General features: G+C 61.0%; 17 protein-coding genes and 1 pseudogene. 5 read left to right on the forward strand and 13 right to left on the reverse strand.

The genetic code is table 11. The features are described from left to right. Positions 1-197 precede the first annotated feature (197 nt). On the forward strand, positions 198-809 hold the full coding sequence (locus RS901_RS17350; RefSeq protein ID WP_316150023.1) for a nitrogen fixation protein NifQ: 612 nt from the start codon (positions 198-200) through the stop codon (positions 807-809). 101 nt (positions 810-910) lie between these two features. Here RS901_RS17350 and aceB read toward each other — a convergent pair whose 3' ends face one another. Beyond that, entirely contained in the window at positions 911-2,497 is a 1,587-nt protein-coding gene (gene aceB, locus RS901_RS17355) for a malate synthase A (protein WP_316150025.1), read from the reverse strand. A gap of 50 nt (positions 2,498-2,547) precedes the next feature. After that, positions 2,548-3,249: a haloacid dehalogenase type II gene (locus tag RS901_RS17360; protein WP_316150026.1), complete on the reverse strand. Its 702-nt coding sequence runs from the start codon at positions 3,247-3,249 to the stop codon at positions 2,548-2,550. A gap of 281 nt (positions 3,250-3,530) precedes the next feature. Here RS901_RS17360 and RS901_RS17365 point away from each other — a divergent pair, with 281 nt between their 5' ends. Beyond that, positions 3,531-4,481, forward strand: coding sequence for a LysR family transcriptional regulator (locus tag RS901_RS17365; RefSeq protein ID WP_316150027.1), 951 nt, complete (start codon positions 3,531-3,533; stop codon positions 4,479-4,481). Between the two features lie 176 nt (positions 4,482-4,657). Next, positions 4,658-5,092 carry a universal stress protein gene (locus RS901_RS17370; protein WP_316150028.1) on the forward strand — a complete coding sequence of 145 codons (435 nt, stop codon included), beginning with the start codon at positions 4,658-4,660 and terminating at the stop codon, positions 5,090-5,092. A gap of 82 nt (positions 5,093-5,174) precedes the next feature. Here RS901_RS17370 and RS901_RS17375 read toward each other — a convergent pair whose 3' ends face one another. From RS901_RS17375 to RS901_RS17420, 10 genes and pseudogenes are all read right to left on the reverse strand, one after another. Then, entirely contained in the window at positions 5,175-5,936 is a 762-nt protein-coding gene (locus RS901_RS17375) for a M48 family metalloprotease (RefSeq protein WP_316150029.1), read from the reverse strand. A gap of 204 nt (positions 5,937-6,140) precedes the next feature. Then, positions 6,141-7,145 carry a type IVB secretion system protein IcmH/DotU gene (gene icmH / locus RS901_RS17380; RefSeq protein WP_316150030.1) on the reverse strand — a complete coding sequence of 335 codons (1,005 nt, stop codon included), beginning with the start codon at positions 7,143-7,145 and terminating at the stop codon, positions 6,141-6,143. Then, positions 7,132-7,413 (reverse strand): PAAR domain-containing protein, encoded by a 282-nt coding sequence (locus RS901_RS17385; RefSeq protein WP_316150031.1) that lies wholly within the window; start codon positions 7,411-7,413, stop codon positions 7,132-7,134. The genes icmH and RS901_RS17385 overlap by 14 nt, the downstream gene beginning before the upstream one ends. A 26-nt stretch (positions 7,414-7,439) precedes the next feature. Next, entirely contained in the window at positions 7,440-9,467 is a 2,028-nt protein-coding gene (locus RS901_RS17390) for a DUF2235 domain-containing protein (RefSeq protein ID WP_316150032.1), read from the reverse strand. Positions 9,468-9,482: 15 nt separating this feature from the next. Beyond that, positions 9,483-9,680: a hypothetical protein gene (locus tag RS901_RS17395; protein WP_316150033.1), complete on the reverse strand. Its 198-nt coding sequence runs from the start codon at positions 9,678-9,680 to the stop codon at positions 9,483-9,485. Next, on the reverse strand, positions 9,677-10,294 hold the full coding sequence (locus RS901_RS17400; RefSeq protein WP_316150034.1) for a DUF3304 domain-containing protein: 618 nt from the start codon (positions 10,292-10,294) through the stop codon (positions 9,677-9,679). The genes RS901_RS17395 and RS901_RS17400 overlap by 4 nt, the downstream gene beginning before the upstream one ends. A 124-nt stretch (positions 10,295-10,418) precedes the next feature. Then, entirely contained in the window at positions 10,419-10,640 is a 222-nt protein-coding gene (locus tag RS901_RS17405; protein ID WP_316150035.1) for a hypothetical protein, read from the reverse strand. A gap of 21 nt (positions 10,641-10,661) precedes the next feature. Further along, positions 10,662-10,745 (reverse strand): annotated as a pseudogene (locus RS901_RS17410) (DUF3304 domain-containing protein); the annotation flags it as partial. Positions 10,746-11,040: 295 nt separating this feature from the next. After that, positions 11,041-11,901, reverse strand: coding sequence for a DUF4123 domain-containing protein (locus tag RS901_RS17415; RefSeq protein ID WP_316150036.1), 861 nt, complete (start codon positions 11,899-11,901; stop codon positions 11,041-11,043). A gap of 21 nt (positions 11,902-11,922) precedes the next feature. Further along, positions 11,923-14,373, reverse strand: a complete 2,451-nt coding sequence (locus RS901_RS17420; protein WP_316150037.1) for a type VI secretion system Vgr family protein — start codon at positions 14,371-14,373, stop codon at positions 11,923-11,925. A 739-nt stretch (positions 14,374-15,112) separates the two neighbouring features. Between RS901_RS17420 and RS901_RS17425 the strand changes: the two genes are divergently transcribed. After that, entirely contained in the window at positions 15,113-15,364 is a 252-nt protein-coding gene (locus RS901_RS17425; RefSeq protein ID WP_316150039.1) for a hypothetical protein, read from the forward strand. A 7-nt stretch (positions 15,365-15,371) separates the two neighbouring features. Then, positions 15,372-15,722 carry a hypothetical protein gene (locus RS901_RS17430; RefSeq protein ID WP_316150040.1) on the forward strand — a complete coding sequence of 117 codons (351 nt, stop codon included), beginning with the start codon at positions 15,372-15,374 and terminating at the stop codon, positions 15,720-15,722. A 377-nt stretch (positions 15,723-16,099) separates the two neighbouring features. Here RS901_RS17430 and RS901_RS17435 read toward each other — a convergent pair whose 3' ends face one another. After that, the gene (locus tag RS901_RS17435) at positions 16,100-16,336 is read right to left on the reverse strand and encodes a hypothetical protein (RefSeq protein ID WP_316150041.1); all 237 of its coding nucleotides are present in this window, start codon (positions 16,334-16,336) and stop codon (positions 16,100-16,102) included. Positions 16,337-16,359 lie beyond the last annotated feature (23 nt).

The following is a 16,359-nucleotide window of genomic DNA, read 5'->3' on the forward strand; positions in this document are numbered from 1 at the left end:
GCGCACTGCCGAATGATCACTATTCCCCCCGCAGAGGCCAGCGCCACTTCCAACTCGTACAAATCGGGATCTGATCGTCGGCGTGGATGGCTGAGCGGTCCCTGGCCGGCGTCCGGCCAGAAGCTTCAGCACCCCCTTGATTTCGTCCGGAGCAAGGAGCGTTTGACTAGCGTTATATACGGCTCTATATTTCGCTAATGAATCGCTCCCTTCTCCTGCTCGATGCCTTTGCCGCTCACCCCGGCGATGCCGTGTCGCGCGCGCTGTCGGGTGTGCTGGAAAGCGCCGCCGCGGGCTGCCTGCCCCGGTTCGCCCAATGGCTGGGGCTGCCGCCAGACGAATTCAGGTTGATGCTGGACGCCTGCTTTCCAGGCGCCGCAACGGCGGGCTGGCAGCCCGACGCGGCACCTGCCGATCCCGGCGCCCTGCCCTGTGAGTTCGGCGATCTGGTGGAGATGCTCTGGAGTGGACAGTCCGCCGGGGCCGATCCCCGGCTCGTTCGCTGGGCCGCGCATGCGCTTGCCTGCGGATGCTTTGGCCGGACCCACCTGTGGCAGGACATGGGGTTGTCAGGGCGCGAAGACGTTTCGAACTTGCTGCGCCAGATGTTCGAGCCGGTGTTCCTTGGCAACACGACAGACATGAAATGGAAGAAGTTCTTCTACCACCGTGTTTGCGAGCGGCTGGATCTGCATCCGTGCCCGGAGCCTTCTTGCAGTGGTTGTGACCAGTTTGAAAACTGTCATGGGTCGGAAGCTCGCGTGGGCGCCTCGCAGCCGGTTTCCATGCTGACCTCCGCGAAGCCCTAAGGCGTCGGTGCCGGTCGCCTCGGCGATACCCGAGTTGAACTTCAAAAGAAAAAACCGCAGCCAAAGCTGCGGTTTTTTCATCCTGCTAGAGCCCTACCCGCTCAAACTTCCTCATACAGCGGCAGCGTCAGGAACTCAGCAAAGTCCTCCGACGTGGACATCTGCTCAAAGATCTCGGCAGCCCGGTCATACGTCTTGGTGTCGCCACCCACCAGTTCCTTCACCTTGGCCAGCTCTTCCGGAATCAGCTTGCGCACCAACTCAGCCGTCACCTTGGTGCCGTCTTCCAGCTTGCCCTTCGGCGAGCGGATCCACTGCCACACCTGCGAGCGCGAGATCTCGGCCGTAGCAGCATCTTCCATCAGGTTGTGGATCGGCACGCAGCCGTTACCGTCCAGCCAGGCGCCCAGATAGTGGATGCCGACGTTGATGTTCATGCGCAGGCCGTGCTCGGTGATCGGCGTTTCCGGCTTGAAGTCGAGCAGGTCGGCGCCCTTCACTTGCACGTCCGGGCGTTGCTTGCCGAACTGGTTGGGCTTGTCGCCCAGCACTGCCACGAATTCCTTCATGGCCGGCTCGACCAGGCCCGGGTGGGCAACCCAGCCGCCGTCGTAGCCGTCGGTGGCGTCGCGGCGCTTGTCGCTGATGATGCCTTCCATGGCGATGGCGTTCTTCTCCGGATCGTTCTTGATCGGGATCAGTGCGCTCATGCCGCCCATGGCGGGAGCGCCACGGTGGTGGCAAGTCTTGAGCAGCAGCAGCGCGTAGGCACGCATGAACGGCGCGGTCATGGTGACCTTGGCGCGGTCGGCCAGGCAGAAGTCCTTGTCGTTCTTGAACTTCTTGATGCACGAGAAGATGTAGTCCCAGCGGCCGGCGTTCAGGCCGGCGCTGTGCTCGCGCAGTTCATAGAGGATTTCGTCCATCTCGAACGCCGCCAGGATCGTTTCGATCAGCACGGTGGCCTTGATGGTGCCTTGCGGCAGGCCGATTTCGTTCTGCGCCATCACGAAGATGTCGTTCCACAGGCGCGCTTCCAGATGGCTTTCCATCTTGGGCAGGTAGAAGAACGGGCCGGCGCCGCGGGCGATCTGCTCCTTGGCGTTGTGGATCAGGAACAGCGCGAAGTCGAAGATGCCGCCCGAGACGCGCTTGCCGTCGATGGTGACGTGCTTCTCGTCCAGGTGCCAGCCGCGCGGACGCACTTGCAGGGTGGCGATCTTGTCGTTCAGCTTGTATTGCTTGCCCTTGGATTCCAGGGTCAGCGTGCGGCGCACGGCGGCCTTCAGGTTGACCTGGCCCTGCAGCTGGTTGTGCCAGTTGGGGGTGTTGGAATCCTCGAAGTCGGTCATGTAGCTGTCAGCGCCCGAATTGAAGGCGTTGATGACCATCTTGGCCTCGACCGGGCCGGTGATTTCCACGCGGCGGCATTCCAGGGCCTGGGGGATCGGGGCAACTTTCCAGTCGCCTTCACGGATGCTCTTGGTTTCCGGCAGGAAGTCGGGGATCTCACCGGCGTCCAGGCGCTTGGCGCGTGCCACGCGCGCGGCCAGCAGTTCCTGACGGCGCGGTTCAAAGGCGCGGTGCAGCTTGTCTACCAGGGCCAGGGCTTCCGGCGTGAGGATATCTTCGTAGGCCGGCAGGATCTCGCCGGTAATCTTCATGCCCGCGGGCAGCGTGATAGCCATCAGTCTTCTCCTGTGTTCGATAGCGATAAGGCTTGGTTGAAGGGACCCTGCTACACCGCCACGCCACGGGCGCGGACGAATTCCAGCAGGTCGTTCATGTCATGCCCGGTGCCGGAGGGGGCTACGTCGAGCCGCTCCGCCGGATGGCCGGCACGGTTGATCCAGAACGTGGTGTAGCCGAACCAGGTGGCGCCACAGGCGTCCCAGCCGTTGGACGAGACAAAGAGCATCTCTTCCGCGGGCAGGCTGAAGGCTTGCGGCCCCAGCGCGTAGGCGGCCGGCGCGGTCTTGTACTGGCGCACGGCGTCCACCGACAGCACATGGTCGAACAGGCCATGCATGCCGGAGCTCTTGACCGAGATGTCCAGCATCTCGGCATTGCCGTTGGACAGGATGCCCAGCGGCAACCCGGCGCGGCGCAAGCGCTTGAGCGCTCCCAGGTTCTCCGGGAACGCGGACAGGCACGCATATTCCTTGAGCAGCTGCGCTTCGGCGGCTTCGTCCAGCGTCAGGTTCAGGCGCTCGGCGGCGTAGCGCAGCGCGTCCACGGTGATCGCCCAGAACGGCTTGTAGCGCGAGCCATCGGGGGCGGCCATGGTGCGGATGCGCGTGTAGTCGATCTGCCGGTCCCGCCACAGCAGCGCCAGCGCCTCGCCGCGGCCCGGGAACAGCTGTTCCGCGCGCGCGGCGACGGAATACACGTCGAACAGCGTGCCGTAGGCATCGAAGACGACTGCGCGGATCTTGTTCATGAGGGCCTGGGCAACCTGCAACGGTACGGGCGACTGGGTGGATGGACGAGCAGACCACAGCTGCGTGGCTCTGTACACCGTTGAATGCATCGAATTGTAGGGAGACGCTGCAGTGCGGCAAAGTGGTCGCGGGTCACTTGATCTTTTACTTTTACGCCACTAATCTTGGCTGACTAAAACAGAACTCCGCACCAAATCCTCCTCACTGCCGGCCATATGGACGCAACGCCACCGATTGTGTGACCATGCCGGCACACCGCAGGCACATCGGGCAAACATTTGTGGACCATTTCAAACAACTGGAGACCTTTGTATCCGTCGCCTCGCGCGGCAGCCTTTCCGCGGCGGCGGCGGCTGAAGGCGTGGCGCCGGCCATCATCGGGCGGCGCATCGACGCGCTGGAGGAGCGCTTGGGCGTCAAGCTGCTGGTACGGACCACGCGCAAGATCAGTCTGACCTTTGAAGGCTCTGCCTTCCTGGAGGACTGCCAGCGCATCCTGAACGACCTGCACAACGCCGAGGCCAGCGTCTCTGCCGGCGGGGTCAAGGCCAGCGGGCACCTGCGCGTGACCGCCCCGGCGGGCTATGGCCGCAAGCACGTGGCGCCGCTGGTGCCGCTGTTTATTGAGTCGCACCCGGACGTTTCGATCACGCTGGACCTGTCTGACCGCGTGGTCGACCTGGTCAATGAAGGCTTCGACTGCGCCATCCGCCTGGGCGACCTGCCCGATTCCAGCCTGGTATCGATCCGGCTGGCCGAAACGCGCCGCGTGGTGGTGGCCTCGCCCGAGTACCTGGTGCGCGCCGGGCGCCCCACGGCGCCGGAAGACCTGCAGCGCCACAACTGCCTTGCCTTTGGCGCCAGCGCCAATGTGCAGCGCGGCTGGGTATTCCAGGAGGAAGGCCGCGCGGTCACGGTCAAGGTGGGCGGCACCATGGAATGCAGCGACGGCGCGGTGCTGCATGAGTGGTGCCTGCAAGGCAACGGGCTGGCGTGGCGCTCCTGGTGGGAGGTGGGCAGCGAGATCGCCAGCGGGCGGCTGGTGACGGTGCTGGATGAGTTCCAGGCGCCGCCGATCGGCATCCACGCGGTGTTTCCGCAGCGCAAGCACCTGCCGCTGCGGGTGCGGCTGTTTATCGATCACCTGAAGAACACCTACGGCAACCCGTCCTACTGGCGCCGGGCCGAACAGGCCGCGGCCATGCCGGTTGCGGAGGTTCTGGCGGACTGAAGGATGGGGCCGCTGCCGGTGTGCTGAGACACTTTTATTGCAATTGATTCCGCGCAATGCCCTTCTCGGCACACTGACTACAATGGATTCGTGACAGGCGCTTCCCGGCGCCCCGGCATCCGCCGATGCCAGCTGGCTGCCCTGCCCCGATCCCCAAGTCAGAAAAGGAGCCCCGCATGTTCCAACATATCCTGCTACCCACCGACGGCTCGGAACTCTCCAAGAAAGCCATCAACGGCGGGCTGGAGCTCGCCAAGGCCATCGGCGCTCGCATCACGGCCTATGTCTGCCTGGAGGAGTACCCCTACACGCCGTTCAGCGAAATCGTGGTCGAGGCCCCACAGGCCTTCAAGGACCGCATCGAGAATCAGGCCAAGCTGTATCTGAAAGAGATCGAGAACCTGGCCACGGCGGCGGGCGTGATTTTTGATGCAGATATGTCGACCTTTGCGGTGCCCTACCTGGGCATCATCGACGCGGCCGAGCGCCATGGCTGCGACGTGATCTTCATGGCGTCGCACGGCCGGCGCGGGTTGTCCGGCCTGCTGCTGGGCAGCGAGACGCAGAAGGTGCTGACGCATACCGACATCCCGGTGATCGTCTACCGCTGACCCCCGGCGCGCAGCGCCAGCAAAGCAAAACCGCCCGCACCGGTCATGCCGGTGCGGGCGGTTTTTTGCTTGCGCAGGCCGCTTACGAAGCCTTGCTGATGCGCTGCTCGATATGCTTGGCGCGGTCTTCCGAGCCCGGGTGCGACGAGAACATGCTGGACTTGCCGCCGTCGAGCTTGGCCAGCTTCTGGAACGCCGTCACCAGGCCGCGCGTGTTGGCCTTGTTCTTGGTCAGCAGGTCGAACGAGTAGTCATCCGCCGCGCTTTCCTGCGACTGCGAGAACTGCGCGTTGATCAGCTGCTCGCCCAGTTCACCCAGTTGCGACTGCGACAGCGCCGCCACAGCGCTGTTGCCGGCAGCTGCCGCCGCGCCGCGCGCGGCCGTGGCCGTGTACGCAACCTGCATGGCCTTCTTGGTGTGGCCCAGCGCCACGTGGCCCAGTTCATGGCCCAGCACGCCGCGCACTTCGTCGTCGGTCATCATGTCCATCAGGCCGCTGTAGACGCGCACGCAGCCGTTGGCCATGGCCCAGGCGTTGACGTCCTTGGTCATGTAGACCTTGGCGTTGACGTTGGGCACATCGCTGTTCTTCAGCCCGCCCATGATCTTGACCAGGCGCTTGCTGTAGGTGGTGTTGGCAGCGGCGATCTTGTTGGTCTTGTCTGACTCGGCGCAAGCCTGGTCGGACAGGCTCTTGACGTCGGCGTCGGACAGCGTGGCAGCCTTGGCCAGCGAAGTGCCGGCGCTCATCACGCCATCGAGATTGGTGGGCATGCCGCCGGAACAGCCGGCCAGCAGTGCCGCCGCGACGGCGCAGGAAGCGAGCGAGAGAGATGCTTTCATGATGTTGTTCTTGGTGAGTGGCTCGGAAGTGCCGATAAAGGCCCCGGCACTTTAAGCCATCTCTCTTACGGCGGGAATCACCCAAATGCTGCAAGTTGCCAAAAGTGACAATTTATTGCGTTCCAGCAAATTCGCGCCCGCCGCAGGCCCAGCGCTTTGATGCCGGCGATGCGGGGCCGCGCCCCCCAACCTGTTCGCGGGCAATCACTGTTTGCGACTGCCATCTCCCGATTCGTTGCCGCCAACCTTGACATCTGCTGGGGGTAGCGCCCGAGGCAGCGCTGACGCCGCTGCGTCCCCAATCGCCTCGATCTCCCGCGCGACTTCGTGCGCGCGGGTCGATAGTTGATATTTGAAATATCCAAAAGCGACAAGCGCCGCAAGCGCGTATGCGGTGACTACCATCCATACTGGAATACCCCACAGCGGCCGGAAGTTCCGTTCTTTAGAGACCTCCAGATCGCCGGATAGTGCATCCCGCACCGGCGGATGTTGTGACTTCAATCGTTCGTAGAGCTTCTGCCGGATATGCTCATGCTGCCGGTCTCCTCCGGCTTCCACCCGATAGCGGCCCATGAACCCAAGGCTCATGACGAGATAGAACAACTCTATCAGGTCGTATTTGCCGTGCGGGTCCTCAATGGCGCGTGCCAGCAGTTGGTAGACCTTGATGCCGCCTTCGCGGTCTCCATGGAACTGGCTGGATAACGCCATCTGTGCCCAGACGCCGGCGCCATCTTTTCCGCCGCCCCATTTCGAATGCTGTGCCGCCTCGTCCAGTGCCGAACAAAGCGTGTAGCTTGCAATGGTGATCTGGTCGGACTCGATGTTCGCCTGATGGCATAGCGTCTTGAATGCGTGAACTTCGCGCTCCAGCAAGGCGCGCAACTGCTCCACCTGCCTGCGCCGAAGCTTCATCTTCGGCTTCAGGTCACACATTGCCCGCAGTAGTGGCCGAGCTGCCTCACGGAGCGGATTGGGGGCGGCCTGAATGGCCTTAAGTCGCTTCGCAAGCGCCGCGTCATCGTAGGGGGCGACCGTGACCGGTTCCGTATCCTTGCCCTGAATGGCCGCATCGATGTCCTGGGCGGATTTCCGCTTTGCCTTCGGCTTCTCCCTGGGGCTCGGTGATGGCTTGCCGCCCGGTTGGCTGCCCTGTTTCGGCAACCAGGACGGGGCTTTGCGAGGGGTGGGATTAGTCTCCAACATGTGCCGTTACCGATCCGATCAGGGTGCAGCCGCATTGGCAGCGGTGCCCGTGCAGGGCCACCGGCTTGCCGCCCACCATCATGGAAGTGTCGCCTTCGACAATCGGGTTGGTACCGTGAGGACGACCGTCCGGATATTTGCCAGGACAGGCCACCAGGTCGCCCAGGCGGGCGATCGGCCGGCCGTCAATGGTGTCTGCACTGGAACCCGTAATGACCGGGCCGTTGCTCGAATTCACGTCGCCGACGACGATGACTGATTTTGTCATGATCGATTTAGCCAATCGCTGTATTGTTAATCATGCATCGCCATTTCCGCAGGCGTAGGCTTTGGACCCGTATTGACACTCTTGACCAGCGCACCCGTGCCGAATCCCAGATGCCGCACGCAGTTGTCATGGCCGATGAAGAACACGCGCGCCCATCCATAACCACCGGGCGCATATTCATGGAAGTCGGGCACGCGGAACCAAGCCCGGCTGTCGTGGATATAGTTGTCGAACAGGGCAATGGCTGCCTGCTCCTGGCGCGCGAATTGGTCGACCACCGCTGGCGCCGTCCAGGCGCGCAACTGATCGAGCATGTCTCTGGCTGGCAGCACCAGGACATCGAATTTCTCCGCGTCGAATTCTGAAAATACCGCGGTCTGGACGTAGAAATCCTTGGGGATCAATAGCACTCGCTTGCTGTCGGGGTTGCTCTCGCGCGGCACGCAGAGGTATTGACCGGTAGGGTTGGTATATGCCGCCAGCGGAACGCGTAACGGGCAAAGCATGTGAACGTCTACCGCAGGCAGTCGCGGCGTCATGGGCGATAGCTCCACGCCGAGGCTTGCCCGCTGCTCGGGATGAAGATAGCCCAGCAGCAGCCGGAATTCCTCGGCAGCTTCGCGGAGATCGTGCTGGTCGTTGGTCACCGTCTCAGCGGCCCCCTCTCCGGGGCGGGTCTTATCCTTCGCTCGTGCAACCTCCTGGTACTTCTGCTCTCGACGCCGCTGGAGCGCATCCCAGGCCTGCCTTGCCTGCTTGTCCAGCTTCTCGCCCTCCTTCATCTGGTCTGCGCTGATGTATCCTTCCTGCGCCATCCCGGCCAATCCAAGCACCGTGCGGGCAGCGGCCAACTCATCGATGCGCTTGCGAATCTTGATCGCCTCGGCATCGGTTTTCATGGCCTTGTCGACCTGCTGCTCCAACTGGTGCGGCGTCATGCCGTCCTCATGCGCTGCCAGGAAGAACGGCTGGTTGGTCACATAGCCGCCCTTGTTCCATCGGGCACGCAGGGTGCGCCACGCAAGGCTCTGGCGCATGCCGAATCGCAAGGCATCTTCCACGCGCGAAGTTTCGACGGTCCTGTCTAGCCAACGGTTGAAGGCGTCGATCAAGGGCTTATTCAGCACCAGATCATGCTGCTTACCGTGCACGCGAATGATTTCCTCCTCTAATTGCAAAGGCACTCCGGCCCGCAACGCTTCGATATACATCTGGTGCAGCGGAATCTGGCTGAGCTTGTCGCCATCCCCATCCCGCGCCTTGCCTTGGTCCCCTGGCGGATAGCCGCCTCCGACATCGGAATGCACCCCCGGAAAGGCAACCTCAAGTCGCTGGCCTGAGCTTCCCGGATAAGCGCCGCCTTCCCGGATGGTGTCCAATGGGAAACTCATGCGCTGCTCATGGATGGAAAAGAAATGCACGCAACGCTGCACGTCCTTGGGAATGTTCATCAGCGCGTCATTCGACCAGGCGAAATGCCCGTCAAACACGCTGATATCGAGGGCGGACTTGAACGAATCGGGCGGCCCCACCGACGCCACTGTATCGAACAACCCCATGAAGTTGACCCTGTACGGAATCTCTCCGGCGATCTTGCCGCCTGGAGCCCAGTCGCGGGTCAGCTTACCGATGAACGAGCGGGCTCCGGCAGCGCCACGCGAAAAGCCGAAGACGTTGATCCATACCTGCTTGACAACCTTGTTGCGCTGGCCGTCGCGCTTGCGATCGCGCTGCCACCCGACCAGCTTCTTATGCTTCATGTCGAACACGCTGGAAAACGAGCGGTAGCTGTCAGCCGCAGCCAGGCAGAGCGTATTGGCTTCATCATCGGAAATTAGAGCGGCGTCAGGGGCTGCAATCGACTGATAGATGGAATTCAGCAACCTTGTATAGCCCCAAACACAGCGGCGCCCGTAGCCGACGGCAAACGCTTTTCCGGACGAGGAGTACTCCATTTCGCCGATTTTCTTGAAGATGGTTCCGACGCCGGCAATGTAGTGTTTGTAGATACCTTTCGCCTGGATATCTTGCGCAACCGTAAAGAGCCTCGCCACATTTGTGTGGGCTTTCTATTTGGAATCCTGAAAAGCTTGATTGTCTTTGTCGTCGTTGTTGTTGGTGCCGTCGAAGAAGAAGCTGACATGCAGCGTCTGCTCGCATCCTGCGTCGCAGTCGCGGACCTTTCCTTTGCCGAGGTCATAAGCCGCTTTGCCTTTTGCCAGCAGGCCGCCGTCCGGCATTTTCTCAGGCCATCGCAATACGTTCATCGTTTCACCTCTCCAACCGATGGGTCCGCCTTGATTACCTCCCCAAATCTAACCAGGCGTGCTTTCTCTTCCTCACGATTCGCCTCATCGTCCACCTTACCAACGGCAAGGTAGGGATCATCATCTGCCGGCCGAATTGCAACGCTGTTATGGCCGTTCGCATTTCCGTCCCGTACCATGACCTTGATGCGGTCCCCTGGCAGGAAAATGACAAACATGCCGCCTGTGCGCGGGCCATACTCTGCGATCTCGGCATCAGCCTTGTACCAGGAACCCCACGCGTAACCGTCGAGCTTCTTGTTGGCAATCCAACGGACACTAACCTTAATGCCGCGCCGCCATTTCTTCGGGTACGAAATGCAGCACTGTTCTGCCCCTCCACCCGCTGGTGTGATGTCTGGAGTCGCCGGTGATATGTTGGGGCCGCCGCCTGATATGCCGTTATCTCCGGTAATGTCAAAGGTAGCAATGTAGTACGGGGAATAGTTCAGCCCACTAACGCCGCCCGAGAGCATCTCCTCCGGATCAGCAGCTGTCTGCACCGCACGGGGCTCGCAGCCTGATAGGCAGGCCAAGCATCCCGCCATCAATGTCGACACGAGTCGCAATTTCATACTTTGGCACCCCCTTCGGCATGCTTCGTCAGTTAATCACAGACGGATGGATGCACCCCATCCGCGCAAGCGATCATGGTTTGCCCGGCCGTCCTGCGGCGTTTTTCAGACCCTCGCAATACACTCATTGTTTCAAATCTCCGATAGATGGGTCTGCTTTAATTACGCTGCCAAAATTTCTGAGGTGTCTTCCCTCTTCCTCACGATTCGCTTCGTCGTCCACCTGCCCGACTGCCACGTATGGATCGTCGTCAGCAGGCCGAGCCATTACCCTGTTTTGGCCATTTTCATTCCCGTCCATAATCATGACCTTGACGCGATCACCTGGCAGGAAGATGACCCACATGCCATAAGTGGTCGTGCCATATTCGGGAATTTCCGCCTCAGCCTTGTACCAGGAACCCCATGCGTGCCCATCAAGTTTCTTGTTGGCAATCCAGCGGACCGTGACCTTTAACCCCGGGCGCCAGTGGACCGGAAACGTGCCACAGCAGGCGCCACGCTCTCTGTCGGTATATAGTCGGGTCTTACCGGATCAATGTTTGGACCGCCGCCTCCGATGCCGTTGTCGTGCCCCGCTATGTAGAACCTGTCAACGTAGTAGGGGGTGTAGTTCCGGCCCTCAACATCGCTTGACATCATGGCGTCAGGATCGTCGCTTGGGAGATTTCCAACAACCGAGCTTTGATTGCAGCCCGGCAGAACGACGAGGCACACCGCCATCAAAGCCCACACGAACAAGAATTTCATGCGTTGACCTCCCGGTTTGCATTTTTCGCCAACTGTTCCCAGACGGATGGATGCACCCCATCCGCGCAGGCGATCATGGTTTGCCCGGAACTGGCACGCTCTTCCAATGCACGTCGCATGTCATGGTGGGCATCGAAGTCGGCGCCGTATCGGTATGAAAGTTCGCAGAAGTACATTCGATCCGCTGGCTCTGTCAGCCCCCACCCGGCGGCACGCTGGTAACGGGGCAGAAAATCCATGAAGCGCGTGAGATAAGGATCTGCCCCATCAACCACGCCGCCCTCCACAAGTGCCGCAAGCAACTGATCCGGCTCGCAGTGTTCGGTCAGTCGGTCCAGTTGCTCCTGGCTGAGCTGGATGGAAAGCGGCGTGTCCTGCGTGCTCTCACCCTCCATCGGCCCATCAATGCACTGCCATTCGTCGCTGTAGCCACGGTATTTCCATTGCTGAATGGGTCGCATGATCCGTTCCACGATGTCGTCGCCCCAGACTTCCATCGTCACCAGCAGGTTGCGCGGGTCGTAGTAGCGAATCAGGGCGGTCATGCCTTCGCCAATGTCCGCGACGAGAAACTGATGCAAATGACGGGCGAGGCGGTCAATGTCCACCCGGCTCCAGATGAGCGTGATGCATGGCGCCCGCAAATCCATCGCGTCGAATTGCGCTAGCCAGGGCGCTTTGGGATCGTCCACCCGCGCCAGGAATACGCAGGCGTCGCCAGCATCGGCTTCGGGCAGGCCGGCATACACATTTCGAAAGTCGGCGCCCGATTCACGCAGCAATGCACCAATGCGAGTCGGGTGCACGGCGCCATCGGCCAGCACGTAGATATGAACTGCGCTTTCTTCTTCTGTCATCGAGCTGCTGTTCCTGGCTATTTATCGAGGAACCACGGCGGCATTGCGTGCGGCCGCCTTGAGCAGGCATTCCAGGCAAACTTGTCTGGCCTTTAGCTCCACCGGAAGACTGCTGGGGCCGGTCAGGTTCTTGCTGGCCGCGTGCACGACCCACCCGCCATTGGTGCCGTTCTCAATGCCGCCTTCGGTCAGCTTGATGTAGCTGCCGCCGCCGTCGAGCAGCACTTCCTTTGCCTTTAGGCTGATCTTTTCGGCAGTGGCGTTGATTTCAAGCTTTGCCAACAGGTTGATATTGTTCTTGAGGGCTTGCAGGTCGATATCGCCCATGTTGGCAACCAGCTTCATGCCGGCTTCATATACGAACAGACGCAGTGCCTTGCGAATGCTGGCAAAGAAGCCCCCGCCCGTGGTCACGGACAGGTGCTCCCCGGTAGTCAACGCGGTATGCGTGCCGCTGGCGATGTGCGTGGAACCCGCTGCGGTGGAAACAATGCCAGCGGGGCTGGCTGATACCAGGTGCGGCGCGGTGAACTCCTTCAGCTCGCCACCGCCCTTGATTTGTTCAAGCTGCTTCTCCAGCAATTTTGCGATGTCGGGCTGTTCGCCATCTTGCGCCTGCGCCTCGGTCGCCTTGTCGCCCATGGTGCTGGCGATATCCAGGGCCTTTTGCATCAGTTGAATGACATCGCTGACATTGATCATGTTGCCTTCGGCGTTCCGGCGCGAGAAGGTGGTGATAAGCATGCCAAGTGCGGCGCGCAGTGCTCCATGCGCATCGGTTCGAAGCTCAAACCCTTCGCCGCGCTTGTCCTTGCGCCCCTTCCAATCGTTGACGCGGACGTTGTGGCCCAGCGCCAGCAGGCTGTTCTGGTGGGCCGACGCGACCTGCACCTGCTGCTGGCCTTGGGTATCGTCGTACAGCGTGTGGTTGCGGCCTTCGCCGAACAGTTCCTTGCTCTGGTAGCCGGACAAGGCATGCTGGCTCGGCAGAGCCCACGGCGGCAGGTTCAGCCGGTTGTTGACCGGTCCCATGATGAGGGGCCGGTCCGGGTCGCCACCCTCGTAGATGACAATGACTTCCTGGCCGATGCGAGGCAGGTGCGTGTTGCCGAAACGGTCGCCGGAGGAAAAGCCGGTGACGCGAATCCAGCAGGAGCTATTCTCGTCGTAGGTGCCATAGCGGTCCCAGACAAATTGACAGCGCACCCTTCCCAGGTCATCACACCAGATTTCCTGATTGGCTGGACCGACGACCCTGGCTTTGTGATGACCGCCGATGTAAGGCTTTTCGACCCGCTCAGGCCGGAAGATTTCGCTAGTGGGCTGCGCCTCGAATTCGACCTCGCAGCGCCAGGACTGGCTGCTGCCAGCGAACTCGCCCACGTCCTCGATCAGCAGGTGCGTGGCAAAAATCAGGTACTCGCAGTTTGCCTTGGCGCGCAGGAAGCGCTTAAGGGTGAAGGTGTGGCCCGACGCCATCGCGCGCACATTGCCCTTGCCGCGCGCCCGTACGCCGTGCTGCCGCAGGCGTTCCATGTTGATGCGCGCCAGCATGTCGCCTTCCTTGCGGGCGTCGTTGCCGCTCTTGGGTTCGGCGTAATCGCCCGGCCAGTGATACAGCTCATAGGTCGCGTGGCTGGTGTCGCGCGGGTCGGTGGCGCAGACATTGAGGTCGGCGCGCGGTTGGTTGTGGTCGTAATCGCCTTGCGCCCAAGCCCCTGAGACGAGCCGGTCGCGCACCTCGAATTCGTGAAGGTGTTCCTCGTCCACCCGGTCCGAGGACGGGTACCAGCTGATGGCATGGTAGGCAGGGCTGGGGATATTCCGGAAAGCGCCATTGCCATCGGTCAACACCATGCGGTGGTGGCCGTCCGAATGCTCCCAGTGGAAATTCACGCCCCATTCCGCGAGCAGGCGACGCACGAACTGGTAGTCCGTTTCGCCAGCCTGCATCTGAAATCGGCGCTTGGGATACTGGCTATCCAGCAGGCGGCGCTCGACCGGGAAGATGTATTTGCTGAGCACCGCCTCCACGATTTCCAGCACAGTCATGTTCTGATAAGGCCGGATGGTGCTGGTGAGCGTGGCCAGCCACAGCCACGGGCGCAGGGTCAGTCGGTACAGGATGCGCTCGTGTTCGTAGTAGGGGCCGCGCACGTCCGTGACGAGGCCGGTAATCTCTCTCCTTCCGCTGCCGAAGCCGCCATCCAGACCGGTGCCGGAGCCGTCCAGCTCGATGCTGACGGTCAACTCCTTGCCTTGCATGGCCTCCATATCGAAGTCACCCGCCGGCCCGTATAGCACGTTGCGGTCGTCGGGCGTCTTCAGTTCCAGTTCGTATTCGAACAGGGAATTGATACCCTCAGATCCAGACAGTTTGGAGAACAGCAGCAGTGGCTGTCCCAACAGTTCCGGCAGACCGTCGCCGGAAACGGTGACGGTACGAAAGGAAAACCGCAATCGGCTACCCATGCAATCAGGCTCCATGGAAGTGGACTGTCGCCGCCGTCAGCAGCCAGTGGCCCGATCGTTCATCGACCAGCCAATGAGAGCGCAGCAACCCGGCCTCGATAATAGGAGCAGCGAAGTGGGGAAATAAATCAGACGAATCCTAATTTCGCAGCCCAAGACGCTTGAAAGCAGGATTAAGCAAGACTGAAATCGCGCTGAAAGCCCTTTTCCGCAAAGGCGCGTGGGCACATGGACTGTGCTGACGCTTCAGAACTTTCCAATTGTGAAGAATTGAAAAGGCGGTAAGGCACGAAGCAAAAAGGGGCGGCGCACAGAACTTGAGAACGCGCGCCGTTCAGGAAGATGCGGGCATTGACCTGCCCCGCGTCAGGCTTCTAAAGACCCGGCGTGAACCTGGCCAGGCTTGGTAGGTAACTCTGCATAGAGTTTGAGTTTTGAACACCCGTTGAACAGCTACCCGCTAACCCGCGCCAGCATTGAGAAACAAAAAAACCGCGCCGTCCCTGAGAGAGAAGGCGGCATCTACCGTCATTTTCCTCAATAGAATCAAAGCGATACCCCTCGAATGAGCATGCCAAAACAAGGGCAAAAGCAGGCTGACACGTCCTAATAGAATCAAAGGGTTACGGGACGTTATGAACAACAGGCGAGCGCGGCTTGGACGGCTTTGGTACTGTCTCGATGGGCAGGTTATACTGTATATCCGTACAGTACACACCAACCTGTTCGCCGCTCCCCTATGGCCGCCACCACCATCTTTCTCGAATCCCATTACTTCGGCGAGGACAGCGAAGAATTGCGCCTGCCCTGCGATGTCGTGGCCGCCACGGCCGGCGGCTTGGTGGTATCGGGCATCGAGGTCCGCCACCTTCGAGCACTGAAGTGGCGGCCTGACTATCTATCGTATTGGGACGACGGGCAACTGCTGCGCTTGGCGGTCGGGCCGTGGATCACCCTGGACGCGCTGACGGTGCGCTTCACATTGCGCTGAGCTTGCCATGGGCTCCGACTATTCCATCCCCGAGGACTGGGATCGGGTCTACATCCTGGACGCCAGCTGCGCCCCTGTCCGGGTATTCGACTTCGGCGTAGAGGTCGACTGGCAGATCACCATCGGCAAGCAGTATGAGTTGTACGACCGGCTGCCGGAGTATGGCGTCGAGGTACGAACCCGGTTCTCGTGCTGGGCCAGCATGAACGATGACAATCCACCGACGTTTTGGACCACCATCCGTGGCAATGGCCTGGACCACCTCTACCACTCCGCAACATGGGACGAGGCTCAGGACAAGCACCGGCGCGTCGTGGAGAAAGTGCGTCGCACGTTGCCGAGAAACGATGTGCTGTAGTGTTTCCCAAGGTTTCGGTCACCCACGAAAGGGGGATGTCAGCAAGCACCATCCGTGTGACGATGTCAGCGACAGGTCTGCGAATGCCCGTCAACACTCATAGCCCCCGACCGCATGGCCGGGGGCTTTCTTTTGTCGGACAGCGCCTGATGCCGGCCGCCAGTCGGTGCGCAGAGGCTGGTCGCATGCCAGAACCTCTACTGCCGTTACCATTCCTTCTACTGGTGTGGTGGTGACTCACAGAATCACTACGTCGGCGCAGGAGATTGACGCCGATCCAGAAAGCGCGGAATAATACCTGCGCCGATTCGTCGGCGGCTCGCCGTACTACATGACCCCTCGAAGAGTGATGTGGTGCAATGGCGGGCCTTTTGCTTTTACGCGCCCTTGAACTGCTTCCGTGCCTCAATCAGCGCGAGCGCCATCGCTTCACCGAGGTCCGGCGGCACCCGGTAGATCGCGGCCAGGTTGCGCATGCGCAGCACCTCGCGCGCAATTTCTTCTGGAGTCTCCAGCGGCGGCAGATCAGCGGCCAGCTTCAGACGCTCATAGAGAAGATCGACCAGTTCCTCGTCTAGCGAGGCGACGAGTTCTGGTACGGTAGGAAGGGACAACGTATTTCTCCAAAAACGACAAA

The organism is Cupriavidus sp. BIC8F (assembly GCF_032465815.1).
GTDB lineage: Bacteria > Pseudomonadota > Gammaproteobacteria > Burkholderiales > Burkholderiaceae > Cupriavidus > Cupriavidus necator.